This window comes from Streptomyces sp. NPDC091272 (genome assembly GCF_044757485.1).
Lineage (GTDB): Bacteria > Actinomycetota > Actinomycetes > Streptomycetales > Streptomycetaceae > Streptomyces.
In genome coordinates, this window is sequence record NZ_JBIVVC010000007.1 from 1 (window position 1) to 16,457 (window position 16,457).

The 16,457-nt window shown below is 70.1% G+C and carries 17 protein-coding genes; 7 read left to right on the plus strand and 10 right to left on the minus strand.

Annotation, left to right across the window (positions count from 1 at the left end; genetic code table 11):
* A partial coding sequence (locus ACIQM4_RS20220; protein WP_401593221.1) for a hypothetical protein occupies positions 1-214 on the plus strand: 214 nt, incomplete at its 5' end.
* 167 nt (positions 215-381) lie between these two features.
* Here ACIQM4_RS20220 and ACIQM4_RS20225 read toward each other — a convergent pair.
* A complete protein-coding gene (locus ACIQM4_RS20225) occupies positions 382-1,026 on the minus strand; it encodes a DNA-3-methyladenine glycosylase (RefSeq protein WP_401593223.1) in 645 nt (214 codons plus the stop codon).
* A gap of 115 nt (positions 1,027-1,141) precedes the next feature.
* Between ACIQM4_RS20225 and ACIQM4_RS20230 the strand changes: the two genes are divergently transcribed.
* From ACIQM4_RS20230 to ACIQM4_RS20240, 3 genes are all read left to right on the plus strand, one after another.
* Positions 1,142-1,924, plus strand: a complete 783-nt coding sequence (locus ACIQM4_RS20230; RefSeq protein ID WP_401593226.1) for a sporulation protein — start codon at positions 1,142-1,144, stop codon at positions 1,922-1,924.
* A gap of 82 nt (positions 1,925-2,006) precedes the next feature.
* Positions 2,007-2,543: a YbhB/YbcL family Raf kinase inhibitor-like protein gene (locus tag ACIQM4_RS20235; protein ID WP_401593229.1), complete on the plus strand. Its 537-nt coding sequence runs from the start codon at positions 2,007-2,009 to the stop codon at positions 2,541-2,543.
* Positions 2,544-2,737: 194 nt separating this feature from the next.
* Entirely contained in the window at positions 2,738-3,244 is a 507-nt protein-coding gene (locus ACIQM4_RS20240; protein WP_401593231.1) for an HNH endonuclease, read from the plus strand.
* A gap of 75 nt (positions 3,245-3,319) precedes the next feature.
* Here the strand turns inward: ACIQM4_RS20240 and ACIQM4_RS20245 are convergent, their stop codons facing one another.
* From ACIQM4_RS20245 to ACIQM4_RS20260, 4 genes are all read right to left on the minus strand, one after another.
* The gene (locus tag ACIQM4_RS20245; RefSeq protein ID WP_401594121.1) at positions 3,320-4,096 is read right to left on the minus strand and encodes a sulfite exporter TauE/SafE family protein; all 777 of its coding nucleotides are present in this window, start codon (positions 4,094-4,096) and stop codon (positions 3,320-3,322) included.
* An 83-nt stretch (positions 4,097-4,179) separates the two neighbouring features.
* Positions 4,180-5,136 carry an SPFH domain-containing protein gene (locus ACIQM4_RS20250; RefSeq protein ID WP_401593234.1) on the minus strand — a complete coding sequence of 319 codons (957 nt, stop codon included), beginning with the start codon at positions 5,134-5,136 and terminating at the stop codon, positions 4,180-4,182.
* 139 nt (positions 5,137-5,275) lie between these two features.
* Entirely contained in the window at positions 5,276-5,716 is a 441-nt protein-coding gene (locus ACIQM4_RS20255) for an NfeD family protein (RefSeq protein ID WP_401593236.1), read from the minus strand.
* A gap of 98 nt (positions 5,717-5,814) precedes the next feature.
* Complete coding sequence (locus ACIQM4_RS20260; RefSeq protein WP_401593238.1) at positions 5,815-6,606, minus strand: ABC transporter ATP-binding protein; 792 nt, start codon at positions 6,604-6,606, stop codon at positions 5,815-5,817.
* Positions 6,607-6,763: 157 nt separating this feature from the next.
* Here ACIQM4_RS20260 and ACIQM4_RS20265 point away from each other — a divergent pair, with 157 nt between their 5' ends.
* Entirely contained in the window at positions 6,764-7,540 is a 777-nt protein-coding gene (locus tag ACIQM4_RS20265; RefSeq protein WP_401593240.1) for a hypothetical protein, read from the plus strand.
* A gap of 142 nt (positions 7,541-7,682) precedes the next feature.
* On the opposite strand, the gene ACIQM4_RS20270 is transcribed toward ACIQM4_RS20265, so the two are convergent.
* The 4 genes from ACIQM4_RS20270 to ACIQM4_RS20285 form a co-directional block, all read right to left on the minus strand.
* Positions 7,683-7,922, minus strand: coding sequence for a chaplin family protein (locus ACIQM4_RS20270; RefSeq protein ID WP_401593242.1), 240 nt, complete (start codon positions 7,920-7,922; stop codon positions 7,683-7,685).
* Positions 7,923-8,198: 276 nt separating this feature from the next.
* Positions 8,199-8,447, minus strand: coding sequence for a chaplin (locus tag ACIQM4_RS20275; RefSeq protein ID WP_401593245.1), 249 nt, complete (start codon positions 8,445-8,447; stop codon positions 8,199-8,201).
* A 188-nt stretch (positions 8,448-8,635) separates the two neighbouring features.
* Complete coding sequence (locus ACIQM4_RS20280; RefSeq protein WP_401594124.1) at positions 8,636-9,265, minus strand: response regulator; 630 nt, start codon at positions 9,263-9,265, stop codon at positions 8,636-8,638.
* A 43-nt stretch (positions 9,266-9,308) separates the two neighbouring features.
* Positions 9,309-10,463 (minus strand): GAF domain-containing sensor histidine kinase, encoded by a 1,155-nt coding sequence (locus tag ACIQM4_RS20285; RefSeq protein WP_401593248.1) that lies wholly within the window; start codon positions 10,461-10,463, stop codon positions 9,309-9,311.
* 435 nt (positions 10,464-10,898) lie between these two features.
* Between ACIQM4_RS20285 and ACIQM4_RS20290 the strand changes: the two genes are divergently transcribed.
* The gene (locus ACIQM4_RS20290; protein ID WP_401593250.1) at positions 10,899-11,591 is read left to right on the plus strand and encodes a transglycosylase SLT domain-containing protein; all 693 of its coding nucleotides are present in this window, start codon (positions 10,899-10,901) and stop codon (positions 11,589-11,591) included.
* A 136-nt stretch (positions 11,592-11,727) separates the two neighbouring features.
* Here the strand turns inward: ACIQM4_RS20290 and ACIQM4_RS20295 are convergent, their stop codons facing one another.
* Complete coding sequence (locus tag ACIQM4_RS20295; protein WP_401593253.1) at positions 11,728-14,406, minus strand: FHA domain-containing protein; 2,679 nt, start codon at positions 14,404-14,406, stop codon at positions 11,728-11,730.
* A 253-nt stretch (positions 14,407-14,659) separates the two neighbouring features.
* Here ACIQM4_RS20295 and ACIQM4_RS20300 point away from each other — a divergent pair, with 253 nt between their 5' ends.
* Positions 14,660-16,456, plus strand: a complete 1,797-nt coding sequence (locus ACIQM4_RS20300; protein ID WP_401593255.1) for a streptophobe family protein — start codon at positions 14,660-14,662, stop codon at positions 16,454-16,456.
* Position 16,457 lies beyond the last annotated feature (1 nt).

A 16,457-nucleotide genomic window follows, 5' to 3' on the forward strand; every position in this document is an offset into this window, starting at 1 on the left:
AGTTCTCAAGGAACGGACGCTTCCTTCGTACTCACCCCTGCGGGCTTTCCTCCGGACGTTTTCGTTCGGTGTTTCTTTTGTGTTGTTGCGTTTCCAACTCTACCAGATCATTTCCGCGCCGTTTCCGGTGCGGATTTTCTTTCCGGTGGCCGTTGGAAGGCCTTTGCCTTTCGGCGTGTTCACTACTTTAGCGGCTTTCCCCGGCAACTCATAATCGAGTCGGTGCGGATGAATTCAGGCATGCCGGAATTCGAACCCGTCAGGGAAGTCGTAGTAGTGGTTGGCTGCTTCGGGGCTGCTCGGATCGGTCCGATGGACCGTACCGACAGCAGTGCCCGTCTCAAGCGGCTCGGGCTACGTTAGGCGCGCGCTGCGGTCGCGTCAAGTTGCCCGGCGGCGGGGCTTGTGTGCGCGGTACGGGCTCACCGTGGGGTCGCCGGCGATCCAGAAGCGCCAGGGGTGCACCGCCCCTTCGCCGCCCACTCCGGTACGCGGGCCGAACTGTCGCTGGTCAGCGGCGGCCGGAGTGCCGTGCAGTACGGAGAGGGGCGAGTCCGGGTCCGTGCACAGGTCGGTGCCGTCCAGGGCTCGGGTGATGTCCAGGCCAGTGGCCAGCCGGGCCGGGCCTTTGGCCAGTTCGTTGTCGTTGCGGGCCGAAAGTCGTCGCTTGCGGACGAGGTCGGCGCCGGCGGTGATCTCGCCGCCGCGGAGCAGGACACCGCTCGCGTAGTGCTCGGGGCCGCACACCAGATTGAGGCTGAACCACATTCCGTAGATGAAGTAGACGTACGCATGTCCCGGCGGGCCGAACATGGAGGCGTTGCGGGCGGTGCGGCCGCGGTAGGCGTGAGAGCCGGGGTCCCGCTCGCCGTCGTACGCCTCCACCTCGGTGATGCGTAGTTCGACGGGTCCCTCGGGAGTGCGACGCACCAGGGTGCGGCCCAGCAGGTCAGGGGCCACGTCCAGCACGGGTCGGTCGAAGAAGTCCCGGGTGAGCGGCGTACGGTCCGGTGTCGGCGCGATCATGCCTGCCGAGGGTAACGGAAAGCCGTTGGTGCGTACCCGGGTGCGGTGGGGTACGGAACCGGGCGCGGGCGTTGCGCGTTTGTACTGGTCAGGACCGGAAACTTAGGGGAGAACCATGGGATTCAAGAAGCTGCTGGCGAGCATGGGTGCGGGTGGGGCGTCCGTCGAGACGGAGCTCACCGAGGCGAACGTCGTGCCGGGTGGTGTCGTGCAGGGTGAGGTGCGGATTCAGGGCGGCTCCGTCGACCAGCGGATCGAGGGCCTGTCCGTCGGGTTGCAGGCCCGCGTCGAGGTCGAGGGCGGCGACCAGGAGGTCAAGCAGGACATCGAGTTCACCAAGGTGAAGCTCGGCGGGGCCTTCGAGGTGAAGGCCGGGGCGGTGCACGTGGTGCCGTTCGGCCTGGAGATCCCGTGGGAGACGCCCGTCACCAACATCGCCGGGCAGCACCTGCGCGGGATGGACATCGGGGTGACGACGGAGCTGGAGATCGCTCGGGCGGTCGACTCCGGAGATCTGGACCCGATCAATGTCCACCCGCTGCCCGCGCAGCAGGCCATCCTGGACGCGTTCGTCCAGCTGGGCTTCCGGTTCAAGAGCGCGGACATGGAGCGCGGCCACATCCGGGGGACGCGGCAGCAGCTGCCGTTCTACCAGGAGATCGAGTTCCTGCCGCCGCAGCAGTACCGGGGGCTCAACCAGGTCGAGCTGACGTTCATCGCCGACGCCCGTGAGATGGACGTCATCCTGGAGATGGACCGTAAGGGCGGGGTGTTCAGCGAGAGCAGCGACTCGTACCGCGCCTTCCAGGTCGCGCTGAACGACTTCCGGGCGACGGATTGGGCCGGGTACCTGAACGAGTGGCTTGCCCAGGTCGGTGGACAGCGCAACTGGCTCTAGGGTCGAAGGAGCCGGCTGTACAGAAGTAGGAAGCCGTACAGAAGCAGGAACAGGACCGAAGCAGGAACAGGAAGGTGTTGACGTGACCGAGGCCAAGAGGGCGCCGCTGCCGCACGACTTCCACCCCCCGGTGGCGTCGTTCGACGTGGTGAGCGAGGACGTCGCCGAGGGGGCCGTGCTGCAGGACGCGCAGGTCCAGTCGGGCGGGAACACCTCGCCGCAGCTGCGGTGGGAGGGGTTCCCCGCGGAGACGAAGAGTTTCGCGGTGACCTGCTTCGACCCGGACGCACCGACCGGGAGCGGGTTCTGGCACTGGACGGTCTTCGACATTCCGGCGACCGTGACCGAGCTGCCCGCGGGCGCCGGCAGCGGAAAGTTCGAGGGTCTGCCCGAGGGCGCCAAGCAGGCGCGTAACGACTACGGGACGAAGGAATTCGGCGGGGCCGCTCCCCCGGCGGGCGAGAACCACCGGTACGTCTTCACCGTGTACGCGGTGGACGTCGAGAGCCTGGGGATCGACTCGGACACGCCGCCCGCGGCCGTCGGCTTCAACCTCCGGTTCCACACGATCGGGCGTGCCCAGCTCGTCGCCCAGTACGAGGCTCTGGCAGAGGGCTGAGCTGCCCCGGAGAAGATTCACGCGGTATTTGCCCGCTCCCGGTCTTGAAAGAGATCGGGAGCGGGCAGTTTTTGTTTGGGGGGCCCACGGCTTCCCTTCGGGGACGCCGTTAATGCGTTGTCCATTGGGGCGAGTCCCGCCAGAGTTGATCCAAGCCCGCCAAGGGGTGGGCCGGCACACGGAGGGTGGGCGGGATGCGGGACACGCTGGTTTTGAACGCGAGCTTCGAACCACTGTCGACGGTGACACTGAACCGTGCGGTGGTGCTTGTCCTGAACGACAAGGCCGTGGTCGAGAAGTCGCATCCCGGGTTGCGCATGCGCGCCGCCGCGGTCGATCTCCCGGTGCCGATGGTGATCCGCCTCAGCAGGTACGTACGGGTGCCGTTCCGAAGACAAGCTCCGTGGTCGAGGCGGGGCGTGCTGATACGGGACCGGCACAGGTGCGCCTACTGCGGGAAGCGGGCGACCACCGTGGACCACGTGGTGCCGAGGTCGCGCGGGGGCGCGGACAGCTGGTTGAACACGGTGGCCTCGTGTGCCGAGGACAATCACCGCAAGGCGGACCGTACGCCGGAGAAGGCGGGGATGCCGCTGCTGTTCCAGCCGTTCGTACCGACTCCGGCCGACGCGATGCTGCTTTCGCTGCGCGGCGGCGAGTGGGACGCGCTGCCGGCCTGGCTGGCGCAGGCGGCGGCATAGCGAGGCCGTACCGGTGGAAAGGCCCGTCTTCGTGGTGGAGGCGGGCCTTCTTGCGTCCTGGGGGCGGAAGCCGGTTCAGGCGAGGAGGAGTTGGGTGATGGCGACGATGCCGACCACGACGATCACCCCGCGCAGCACCGTCGGGGGCAGGCGGCGGCCGACCTTGGCGCCGAGCTGACCGCCCAGGGCGGAGCCGACGGCGATCAGGAGGACCGCCGTCCAGTCGAATTCGGCGACGAAGAGGAAGAAGATCGCGGCGACTCCGTTGACGACGGCGCCGAGGACGTTCTTGACGCCGTTGATGCGCTGGAGGGAGTCGTTGAGCAGGAGACCCATGAGGGAGAGGTAGAGCACTCCCTGGGCGGCGCCGAAGTACCCCCCGTACGCGCTGGCGAGGAGCAGGCCGAGCAGCAGGGCGGGGCCGCCGTCCGGGTGCGGGCCGGCCACCGGGTCGCCGTTGCGTTCGCGGCGGCGCTTGAGCGCCGCGGAGAGCTTCGGCTGGAGTACGACCAGGATCAGCGCGAGGCCGATCAGGACCGGGACGATCGTGTCGAACGCCGACGACGGCAGGGCGAGCAGCAGGATCGCGCCGATCAGTCCGCCGACCAGGGCGGTGAGGCCGAGGCGGAGGATGCGGGCGCGCTGGCCGCGAAGTTCGTCGCGGTAGCCGATGGCCCCGCTGATGGAACCCGGCACCAGGCCGAGGGTGTTGGAGACGTTGGCGACGACGGGTGGCAGGCCGGTCGCGAGCAGCACCGGGAAGGTGATGAGGGTGCCGGAGCCGACGATGGTGTTGATGGTGCCCGCGCCGATTCCCGCGGCGAGGACTGCGAGCATCTCCCAGATCGTCATGCGGTGCTGCCCCTCATGGTTGCCGTGATGATCGCTGCCGTATACAGCGATCATCACGGATCATGCACGAAGGGGGCGGCGGATCAGTCGATGGGGGGCTGTTCGCGGCGTTCCTTGCCGCCGCCGGAGCCGCCGGATCCGCCCGAGCCGCCCGAACCACCGCCCATCGGGCCGAAGTTGCCCATCGCGCCGGACAGGCCCTTGAGTGCGTCACCGATCTCGCTGGGCACGATCCAGAGCTTGTTGGCGTCGCCCTCGGCGATCTTCGGGAGCATCTGGAGGTACTGGTAGGCGAGCAGCTTCTGGTCGGCGTCGCCGGCGTGGATGGACTCGAAGACCGTACGGATGGCCTGGGCCTCGCCCTCGGCGCGCAGGGCGGCTGCCTTGGCCTCGCCCTCGGCGCGCAGGATGGCGGACTGCTTGTCGCCCTCGGCGGTGAGGATCGCGGACTGCCGGGTGCCCTCCGCCTGGAGGATGGCGGCGCGCTTGTCGCGGTCGGCGCGCATCTGCTTCTCCATCGAGTCCTGGATGGAGGTCGGCGGCTCGATCGCCTTGAGTTCGACGCGGTTGACGCGGATGCCCCACTTGCCGGTGGCCTCGTCGAGGACGCCGCGCAGGGCCGCGTTGATCTCCTCGCGGGAGGTCAGGGTCCGTTCCAGGTCCATGCCGCCGATGATGTTGCGGAGCGTGGTGACGGTGAGCTGCTCGATCGCCTGGATGTAGCTGGCCACCTCGTACGTCGCGGCGCGGGCGTCGGTCACCTGGTAATAGATGACGGTGTCGATGTTGACCACCAGGTTGTCCTGGGTGATCACCGGCTGCGGCGGGAACGGGACGACCTGTTCGCGGAGGTCGATCCGGTTGCGGATCGAGTCGATGAACGGGACGACGATGTTCAGCCCCGCGTTGAGAGTGCGGGTGTAGCGGCCGAAGCGTTCCACGATGGCGGCGCTGGCCTGCGGGATGACCTGGATCGTCTTGATCAGGGCGATGAAGACCAGCACCACCAGAATGATCAGGACGATGATGATCGATGACATCGCTTCCCCGTGCCCTTCGTGTCTCTCGGTCCTGCGGTGAAGATCGATTCGGTGGTGCACATCGATCCGGTGGTGAAGATCGTGTCCGCGGTGAAGATCGAGCCTGCCAGATGACGGCGTGTCGTGCGGGGTGTTCGGCTCACATCACCACGGCCGTCGCCCCGTCGATCTCGACCACGTCGACCTGTTGGCCCGGCTCGAAGGACAGTCCGGGGTCCAGGGCGCGCGCGGACCAGATCTCGCCCGCCAGTTTGATGCGGCCGCCCCCGCTGCCGTCGACCCGTTCCAGCACGACGGCCTGACGGCCCCTCAACGCGTCAATGCCGCTTGCCAGTTGCGGGCGTTGACTGCGGTGCCGGGTCGCGACGGGGCGTACGACCGCGATCAGCACGACCGAGACCGCCGCGAACACCAGGACCTGGGTGACGAGTCCGCCACCGAGGTACGAGGTGAGTGCGCCGGCCAGGGCGCCGACGGCCAGCATTCCCAGTTCGGGCATCGTCGTGACGACGAGTGCGATGCCCAGCACCGCCGCGCCGATCAGCCACCAGAGCCATGCGTCCATGTCCACAACGGTCATGGTAGGGGCGGCCGGTCGGCGCGGACAGGGCGCACCGGTCGTACGTACCGGCTCAACTGCCCTTCCCACGGCACCTTTCCGGTCGTACCGCCGGCTGTTCAGCTCATCGGGAGGCCCTGCGCGGTGTAGCGGTCGCCGCGGTGCTCGACGACGAGCGGCAGACCGAAGCAGAGCGAGAGGTTGCGCGAGGTCAGTTCGGTCTCCATGGGGCCCGCGGCGAGGATCTTGCCCTGGCGGATCATGAGGACGTGGGTGAAGCCCGGGGGGATCTCCTCGACGTGGTGCGTGACCATGATCATGGAGGGGGCGTACGGGTCACGGGCGAGCCGTCCGAGGCGGCGGACCAGGTCCTCGCGGCCACCGAGGTCGAGCCCGGCGGCGGGCTCGTCCAGGAGCAGCAGCTCGGGGTCGGTCATCATGGCGCGGGCGATCAGGGTGCGCTTGCGCTCGCCCTCGGAGAGGGTGCCGAACCTGCGGTTCAGGAAGTCCGTCATGCCGAGGCGGTCGAGGAACGCGCGGGCGCGCCGCTCGTCGACCTCGTCGTAGTCCTCGTGCCAGGTGGCGGTCATGCCGTACGCCGCGGTGAGCACGGTCTCCAGGACGGTCTGCCGCTTGGGCATCTTCTCGGCCATCGCGATGCCGGCCATACCGATGCGGGGACGCAGGTCGAAGACGTCGACCCTGCCGAGGGTCTCGCCGAGGATGGTGGCGGAGCCCGCGGAGGGGAAGAGGTAGCTGGACGCGATGTTCAGCAGCGTGGTCTTGCCGGCGCCGTTGGGGCCGAGGATGACCCAGCGCTCGCCCTCCTTCACCGACCAGGAGACGTCGTCCACCAGAGCCCGTCCGTCGCGGACCACGGATACGTCCACCAGCTCCAGTACATCGCTCATGAGCGCGTTGTCTCCCCATGCAGTATCGAAATGTCGCGTGTGCCTGTGGGCACAGCACCCAAGGAAAACCTACGCCACCGGTCGGACGCTCTCGCCCTTGGGACTGTCCTTGGACCCGTTATTGGGAGCGGCGCGGAGAGGAATCTAGGCTGTCCGCATGCTCACCGAACCACGTTCAGGAATGCTGGCGGCCTGGGGAAACGCCCTGTTGGGGGGATTCGTCTCACCGGACGACGCGGCGGCGGCCGTTGTCGGGGACGACGCGGTGCACCGGGTGACCGGGCTGCCGGGAGAGAAGGGGCCGGTCGGACTCACGTTGGCGCTGGGAAGGCTGCGGGTGCTGGGTGCGAGCGGGTTCCGGGTGGCGCTGCCCGCGCCGGGGCATCCGCTGGGGCTGAGCGGCCCGCCGGAGTTCAACGCGCGGGCACTGGAGGCACAGGAGGCGGTGGTCTGTACGGGCGCGGCGCTCGGGCTCGTACCGGAGCAGGCGGAGATCGGTCCTGCGGGCGACGTCCGGGTGGAGGTGACGTGGGTGTGTTCAGCGGTACGGGACGCGCCGCCCGCGGACGTACCGTCGCTCGGCGAGGCGGAGCGGGAGCTGGCGGAGGCGTTGCGGGACGCGACGGCGGTGCTGACGCGGCTGGACGTGGCGGGGTCGGGGCCGGTGGCCTCGGCGGCGCTCGACGCGTACCGCGCTCGGGCCGAGGCGTCGCAGGAGATTCTGGCGCCCGGGTACCCGCCCCGGGCGGTGCGGGTGCTGGAGATGGCGCGGCGGGTGGGACTGATGGTGTCGCTGGCCTACGGGACCGGGCACGGCGGCGCCGTCAGCGCTTCGGAGATGTGGGCCAGGGGGGAGGCGCTGCGGCCGGTGGAGAGGGTGGCCCGGAGGGCGATGGTGGCGGCGTACGGCGCGGTGGTGGAACAGCGGGGATAGCGGCGGGTACGGGGAAAGCCCGCAGCAGGGGGCTGGAGGCCGGTACGGGGAAAGCCCCGCAGCAGGCGGCTGGAGGCCGGTACGGGGAAAGCCCCGCAGCAGGCGGCTGCGGGGCTTCCGGATACTGCGGGACGGTGCGAGATCAGTGGTTCAGGCCGTCGTTGCCGAAGGCCGGGTTGAGCAGACCGATGACGTTGACGGTGTTGCCGACCACGTTCACCGGGACGTGCACCGGGACCTGGACCTGGTTGCCCGAGATGACGCCCGGGGAGTTCGCGGCCTTGCCCTCGGCCTCGGCCTCGGCGAACGCGGCACCGGCGGACGTGCCCGCGGCGAGACCGGCGACGGCGATGACCAGGGCGGCCTTCTTGGCAGTGTTCATGGGAAGTGTTCCTCCTGCAGTAACGGAACGACCCCAGCCGCGGGGTCGCACGCTGGGAAACGTCTGGACCGCCCCGATGACACGGGTCGGGGCCCGGATGCCCTCTTTCGGATCAATGAACGACGTCCGGGCCGCACACAGTGGCGATAAGGGTCCTGGCCCCGCGCTGGGGCGGGCGGACGCAGGGGTGCGGGGGCGCGGGGCCGGGGGCTGACATGCGGAACGGCCCCCGGCTGGTGCCGGGGGCCGTTCGGGCGCGTGACCTCGTGGGGTCGGTCAGTGGTTGAGGCCGTCGTTCCCGAAGACCGGGTTGAGGGCGCCGATGACGGAGACGGTGTTGCCGACCAGGTTCACCGGGACGTGGACCGGAGCCTGGACCAGGTTGCCGGAGGCCACGCCGGGCGACTGGACGGCCTTGCCCTCGGCCTCGGCGCCGTGCCCGGTGGCGGAGGCCGCTCCGGCGCCCGCGGCGACGAGCCCGCCGGCGACCAGGGTGAGGGCGGCGGCCTGCTTCAGGTTCTTCACTTCAGTTCCTCCTGACGGTGGCCACGGCCAGCCGCCGCGGCACGCCATGAAGAACGCCCGCCCGCCGTTCAGGTTGCGCCATTGGGATTACTTACACCCGACGGTATGAATCTCAGACCGGAGACCGACGGCCCGTATCAGCGGTTCATCAGTCCGTCGGTTCATCGGACAGTCACTCGGTCAGTCCGTCAGTCCGTCAGTCCGTGCCGGACGGCCCAGAGTGCCGCCTGGGTACGGTCCGCCAGGTCGAGCTTCATCAGGATGTTCGACACATGGGTCTTGACCGTCTTCTCGGAGAGCACGAGGGCGCGGGCGATCTCCCGGTTGGAGCGGCCGTCGGCGATCAGGGCGAGGACCTCGCTTTCGCGTTCGGTGAGGGTGGTGCTGCGGCCGTTGCCGCTGTGCGGGTCGTCCTGGGCGAGCAGCGCGCCCGCGACCTCGGGCTGCAGGAGTACATGGCCGGCGTGGACCGAGCGGATGGCGCCGGCCAGGGCGTCCGGGTCGACGTCCTTGTAGACGTAACCGGAGGCACCCGCGCGCAGGGCGGGGACGACCGTGCGCTGCTCCGTGAAGCTGGTGACGATCAGCACCTTCGCCGGGTTGGCGAGTTCGCGCAGCTTGCGCAGGGCCTCGATGCCGTCGGTGCCGGGCATCTTGATGTCCATCAGGACGACGTCCGGACGCAGTGACTCCGCCTGCGCGACGCCCTCCGCGCCGTCACCGGCCTCACCGACGACCTCTATGTCGTCCTGGACCTCCAGGAACGTACGCAGGCCCCGCCGTACGACCTGGTGGTCGTCGACCAGCAGGACACGGATCTTCGTCTTCTGCGCCCCGGGGCAAGGGACGCTGCGGCCGGGCTCAGACACCGGGGACCTCCATGGTGATCGTGGTGCCCTCGCCGGGCGCCGATTCGACTGTCAGGGTGCCGCCGACGCCGCCCGCCCGGTCCCGCATCGACACCAGGCCGAGGTGGCGGCCGGCCCGGCGCACTCCCCCGGGCTCGAAGCCGCAACCGTCGTCGGCCACGCTGAGGCGGACGTGGTCCTCCCGTTTCTCCAGCACCACGTCCACGCGGTCGGCGCCGGAGTGGCGCAGGGCGTTGTGCAGGGCCTCCTGGGAGACCCGTAGCAGCGCCTCCTCCTGGGCGGCCGGCAGGGCCCGCACCCCGTAGCTGTCGAACACGACGTGGGCGCTGTGTGCACGGTCCATGACCTGGATCTGGGTACGGAGGGTGGCGACCAGGCCGTCCTCGTCGAGGGCGGCGGGGCGCAGCTCGACGACGGCGGCGCGCAGCTCGTCGGCGGCCTCGGCGGCGAGGGCCGCGACCTGGTGGAGCTCACCCTTGGCGCGGGCCGGGTCACGGTCGACGAGGGCGGCGGCGGCCTGGGCGGTGAGGCGCAGCGAGAAGAGTTTCTGGCTGACGGCGTCGTGCAGTTCGTGGGCCAGGCGGGAGCGCTCCTCCGCGATGGTGAGCTCTCGGCTGCGTTCGTACAGGCGGGCGTTGGTGAGGGCGATTGCGGCGTGCTGGGCCAGGATCGTCAGGAGTTCCTCGTCGTCTGCGGTGAAGCCGCAGCCGCCGGACGGCTTCGGGCAGCGCTTGTTGGCGAGGAAGAGCGCGCCGATGACCTCGTCGCCGTCGCGGATCGGCAGGCCGAGGAAGTCGGACATCTCGGGGTGGGCGTCCGGCCAGCCCTCGAAGCGGGGGTCCTTGCGTACGTCGGCGAGGCGCTCGGTCTCGGCGTTGTGCAGCATCGCGGCGAGGATGCCGTGCTGCCGGGGCAGCGGGCCGATGGCCTTCCACTGGTCGTCGCTGATGCCGTCGACGACGAACTGGGCGAATCCACCGTGGTCGTCGGGGACTCCGAGGGCCGCGTACTCGGCGTCGAGCAGTTCGCGGGCGGAGGCGACGATCGTCTTGAGCACGTCACGCACCTCCAGGTGGCGGCTCATGGCGAGCAGCGCGGAGCTGACGGCGGCCAGGCCGCCGGGGGTGGGACGGGGGCCGGGGGTCATGCCCGTCACCGTACCGGTGGGGCTTCGCGGTGGGATCGGGCCTGCGGCGGCAGGCGGGCGGGTCCTGCGGACTAGGTCCGGAGGAGGGGTCCGGAGGGGCGTGCGGAGGAGGCGTGCGGAGAGGGTGCGGCGGAGGGGTCCGGAGGGGGTGAATCTTGGTCACCGTTCGCTTTGCTGCGGCTACGTGGGGTGAGCCGGAGGTGAAGGCGGTGTGAGGCCCCGCACAGGACGTACGTCACTTACGAAGAGGCGTAGTGGTGGTGTGAAGGCCGTGTGAGCGGCAGGTGTGTGGCGGTCGGACGGCCCGGGACGCCCCCCGCACCACTACCCGGCTTCGTACGTCACACCTTTGCCTGGGCATTTTGCGGCCGCTAACAATGGCTGGCGTCGCGGAGTCCGCGGCGCATCCTTGTCCCCTTCGAGAGGTACGTCTGCATGTCCTCCGCTCCTGGCAACAGTCGTCTGACCAAGACCCACCGGGTTTCGATCGCCGGTGTCACCGCGCTCGGCGCGGCCTCCCTCGTGCTCGCCCTCGTGCCCGGAGGCAACTCCGCCGAGACCGGTACGCAGGACATGGCAACGGTCGCGACGGTTGCCTCGCAGGGCAGCACCTCCGCGCAGGCGAGCATCGCCGAACAGCACACCGTCGCCGACAAGCGCGCCAAGGACGCCTCGGCCGCCAAGGTGAAGGCCCAGGCGAAGGCCAAGGCGGACGCGAAGGTGAAGGCCAAGGCGAAGGCCGACGGCGAGAGGCGCGCCGAGAAGAAGGTCGCCGCCAGCCGCGCCGCCGCCCGCAAGCCGGTCTACGCGAACAACCTGGACGGCTGGATCCGCCAGTCGCTGGACATCATGAAGGCGAAGGGCATCCCGGGTTCCTACCACGGGCTGCACAAGAACATCATGCGTGAGTCCTCGGGCAACCCGCGGGTCGCCAACAACTGGGACATCAACGCCCAGAACGGCACCCCGTCGATCGGCCTGCTCCAGGTCATCAAGCCGACCTTCGACTCGTACCACGTGTCCGGCACCCCGCACGACATTTACAACCCGGTCTCCAACATCACCGCCGCGGCCAACTACGCCGCCGACCGGTACGGCTCCATCGACAACGTCAACAGCGCCTACTGAGCAGCTGACCGGCGGCCACCCGGCCGCCGCACACGAGAAGGCGGCCCCCCGGATTCGATCCGTGGGGCCGCCTTCTCGTCGTCACCAGCCTGCGGTCATCCGCATGACCTGCCCCCGGTCGCCGGGGTGCTCGTCGTCACTTGCGCATGACCTCGGGCTCGTGCCGGCGCAGCAGCCGCGCGACCGCGAAGCCGCAGGCCAGGCCGAGGGCCAGCAGGATCGTGATGTTGATGCCCCACTGGCTCGCCGTGTGCTCCCACAGCGGGTCCAGGTCCGTCGGGTTCTTCTGGTCCCACGGCGGCATCAGGTGGCCGAGGTCCAGCGTCGTACCGGCGGCGGCGATGGCCCAGCGGGACGGCATCAGCCAGGCGAACTGCTCCAGGCCGACCTGCCCGAAGACCTGGAACAGGATGCCGGTGAAGACGACCTGCACGATGGCGAACATGACCAGCAGCGGCATCGTCTTCTCGGAGGTCTTCACCAGCGAGGAGATGACCAGGCCGAACATCATCGAGGTGAAGCCGAGGGCGATGACCGCGACGCAGATCTCGACCGCGGGCGGCATGATCAGGCCTTCGGCCGGGAGGTCCCGGGTGGAGAAGCCGATGCCGCAGATGATGACGCCCTGGATGGCCGTGATCACGCCGAGGACGATGACCTTGGACATCAGGTAGGCGGAGCGGGAGAGGCCGGTGGCCCGTTCGCGCTCGTAGATCACCCGTTCCTTGATCAGTTCCCGGACCGAGTTCGCGGCGCCGGAGAAGCACATGCCGACCGCGAGGATCAGCATGATGGTGCCGGCGTCGCCGTTGAACTTGGACGGCGGCTTCGGCGGGCCGAGCCCGAAGTCGGCCGGGATGACGACGCTGACCAGGCCGAGGACGGCCGGCAGGATCACCATGAGGCCCATGAAGCCCTTGTCGGACGCGATGACGGAGACGTACCGCCGGATCAGCGTCACCAGCTGTGCGCCCCAGCCCTGCGGCTTCGGCGGACGCATCTGCTGCGGGGGCGGCATGTGTACGGACTGGGCGGCGACGGCGTCGATGTCCGCGGCGTACATCTGGTAGTGCTGCGAGCCGCGCCAGCGGCCCGCCCAGTCGTAGTCGCGGTAGTTCTCGAAGGCGGAGAAGACGTCGGCCCAGGTGCTGTAGCCGAAGAAGTTGAGGGCTTCCTCGGGGGGACCGAAGTAGGCGACGGAGCCGCCGGGGGCCATCACCAGGAGCTTGTCGCAGATGGCGAGCTCGGCCACCGAGTGGGTGACGACCAGGACGGTGCGGCCGTCGTCGGCGAGGCCGCGCAGCAGCTGCATGACGTCGCGGTCCATGCCCGGGTCGAGGCCCGATGTCGGCTCGTCGAGGAAGATCAGCGACGGCTTGGTCAGCAGCTCCAGGGCGACCGAGACGCGCTTGCGCTGGCCGCCGGAGAGGGAGGTGACCTTCTTCTCCTTGTGGATGTCCAGCTTGAGCTCGCCGAGGACCTCGTCGATCCGCTGCTGGCGCTCCTTCTCCGTGGTGTCGGCGGGGAAGCGCAGCTTGGCGGCGTACTTCAGGGCCTTCTTGACGGTCAGTTCCTTGTGCAGGATGTCGTCCTGCGGGACCAGACCGATGCGCTGGCGCAGCTCGGCGAACTGCTTGTAGAGGTTCCGGTTGTCGTAGAGGACATCGCCCTTGTTGGCGGGCCGGTAACCGGTGAGCGCCTTGAGAAGGGTCGACTTTCCGGAGCCGGAGGGGCCGATGACCGCGATGAGGGACTTCTCGGGGACGCCGAAGGAGACGTCCTTGAGGATGTCCTTGCCGCCGTCGACCGTCACCGTGAGGTGGCGGGCGGAGAAGGAGACCTCGCCGGTGTCGACGAACTCTTCGAGCCGGTCGCCGACGACGCGGAAGGTGGAGTGGCCGACGCCGACGATGTCGTTGGGGCCGAGCAGCGCGGTGCCCGACTTCTGCATCGGCTGGCCGTTGATGTACGTGCCGTTGTGCGAGCCGAGGTCGCGGATCTCCATGCGGCCGTCGGGCGTCGCGTGGAACTCGGCGTGCAGGCGCGAGACCTGGAGGTCGGAGACGACCAGCTCGTTCTCCAGGGCTCGGCCGATGCGCATGACCCGGCCCAGTGCCATCTGGTGGAACGTGGTCGGGCTGCGGTCGCCGTACACCGGCGGGGCCCCCGCGACTCCGTCGGACGAGGCGCTCGGGGCGGCCTGCTGGGGCACGTGCCCCTGGGCCTCGGGCTTGTGCTGTGCGTAGGGCGGCTGCTGCTGTCCCTGCGGGGACGGCCGGTGCTGCTGCGGCGCCTGCTGGTTCTGCGCCGCCTGCTGCTGCCAGCTCGGCTGCTGTCCCTGCTGTCCGTGCTGTCCGTGCTGTCCCTGGTGCGGCTGCTGCGGCTGCTGTGCGCCCTGCTGCCAGCTGGGCTGCGCGGGCGCCGAGCGCTGGTGCGCGGCCTGCTGGTGAGCGGCCTGCTGGTGCTGCGGGACCGCCGCCTGCTGGGGTACCGCGGCACCGGCGCCCCCCGCCGAGCCGGAGAGCACCAGCTGCGGGCCGTCCGTCGCGTTGCCCAGGTGGACGGCCGAGCCGGGTCCGACCTCCATCTGGTGGATGCGCTGGCCCTGCACGTACGTGCCGTTGGTGCTGCCGTGGTCTTCGATCACCCAGCTACGGCCGTCCCAGCGCACCGTGGCGTGCCGCCAGGAGACCCTGGCGTCATCGATCACCACGTCGCCCTGGGGGTCGCGCCCCAGGGTGTACGACCTGGACGAATCGAGAGCCCAGGTCCTTCCATTCAATTCCAGTACGAGTCCCGGCACTCCATGCCCCACTAGTTGTCCCCCGTAGTTACGCCCGTCACCGGGAGTCTAGGGATGGTGAACATCGGGGGGAACTATTTCAGGCCCGAGCTCGAATACGAAAGTCGGGCCATGTGAAGAGGGGGTGCGCGTGGCCGCTGCGCGCCCGTTGACTCGGCAGAAACACCACCGGAGAGTGGTAAGCGGCCATGAGTACGTACGACTGCGTACGGATCATGCTTGAGCTGGCCGAACTTTGACTTTCCGGTATGAATCGGGTGGCCTGATGGCAGCGAACGGTCGGGCCGGGGTGCGCCTCGGCGATGTTGTGCTCGCCTCGACAGCCGCCGTGAGCTGGGCCTTGGTCGGCATGGCCGGCGCCGCGGCGCTGGGTCTGCACCTGCTCGGCGCGGACGCGGCGGGATCGCTGCGTGCGATGACCGCCGCCGTCGTCGTGCTCGCGGTGGGCGGCTCCGTCACGCCGACCGGGAACGTCTCGGCCTTCGGGATCGACGGCGCGGCGGCGCGAACGGCCGTCGATATTGCGCCACTTGGGGTGGGTCTGGTCGGCGCGCTGCTGCTCGCCTTCTTCTTCCTGCGCTCGCTGAGAAGCGCGGGACGGGAGATTCCCGGCACCGAACTGGCCGTGCGGGCGGGCGCGGTGGCCACCCTGTTCCTGCTCACCGTGGGCGGCCTCGCCTGGGCGGGTCACGACGTCATCACGATTGACGGCACGAAGCTCGGACTGGACGCGATCCCGGGGAACGAGCTCCCCGGCGGCATCGCGGACAAGCTGCCCGACTCGCTCGGCGACCTCGGCGGACTCCTGCCTGACAAGATCTCCGACCTCGTCGACGCGAAGGCGACGGTCGGCTTCTCCGTGGACACGGGGAGTTCGCTGCTCGGCGGTGCGGTGTGGGTGCTGGTGGTGCTGCTGATCGCGCTGCTCGCCTCTCGCCGTACGCCGCTGCCACGCGGCCTGGACGCGGTGCACCGGGTGCTGCGCCCGGCCGCTTCCGCGCTGGTCACCGTGGCGCTGGTGGCGGTGCTCGCGGGGCTGGCGGCCGCGCTGTACGCGGCGGTCGGCGACGACCGTCCCGAGCGGGTGCTCGGCGCCGCCCTGCTCGGTGCGCCGAACGGCGTGTGGCTCGCGGTTCCGCTCGGGCTGTTCGTCCCGTGGAGCGGGCGGGCCACCGGCCAGCTGGCGGGCGCGCTGCCCGCCCCCTTCGACGAGCTGCTCTCGGGCGCGACGGAGCAGCCGCTCACCCTGTCCCGGCTCGCCGAGCTGGACGGGCGGGTCTGGCTGCTGGCGGTCGCCACCGCCGTGATGATGCTGTACGCGGGGGTGCTCGCGGCGTCCCGGACCCCGCGCGAGGACCTGACGGTCGCGGCGTACGCGGGGCAGTCCGCGGTGGCGATGGGGGCGCTGACAGGGCTGGGGCTGCCGTTGCTGGTGTGGCAGAGCGGGGTGTCGGCTGACGCGTCGCTCACGGTGCTGGGCCTCGACGCGTTCGGCGCGGGCCTGGCGCTGAGCGGGAGCCTGCCGATGGCTCTGCTGCTGGGAGTGGTGTGGGGAGTGGGCGCGGGAGCGGCCGGGGCGCTCCTGGCGTGTGCGTGCGGCGCGGCCGGCCGGCGGGCGGCGCCCTTCACGCGGCTCTGGGCCGGGGTGCCGGGGCGGGGTGACCGGACGTACCCGGACCTGGCGTACGTGCCGGGGCCCTACACCCCTTCACCCGCGTACGGGCGGGCGGGAGCGCAGGACACGAATCCGTACTTGCGGCCGGTGGAGGGCGAGCGGGCAGCGCCGCCGCCGGTCGGGCCGATGGGGTCCGTACCGCACCGCAGGACGAGGGACGGCCGGCACGCGGCGCCGACGGTCACGGGCATTCCCGCGCCGCCGACGGCCCCGCCGGGAGTTCCGCCGGGAGTTCCGCCGGGGGCTGCGGGGCGGGGGAAGGGAACACCGCAACCGCCGCAATCGCCCCCGGAGCAGCCGGGACAGGCGGGACAGGCGGGGCCGCCGGACGGGCCTCCGCCGCCGGGGCCTCCGCCGCCGGGGACGCCGGGGCGGGGGCGGCGGTAGG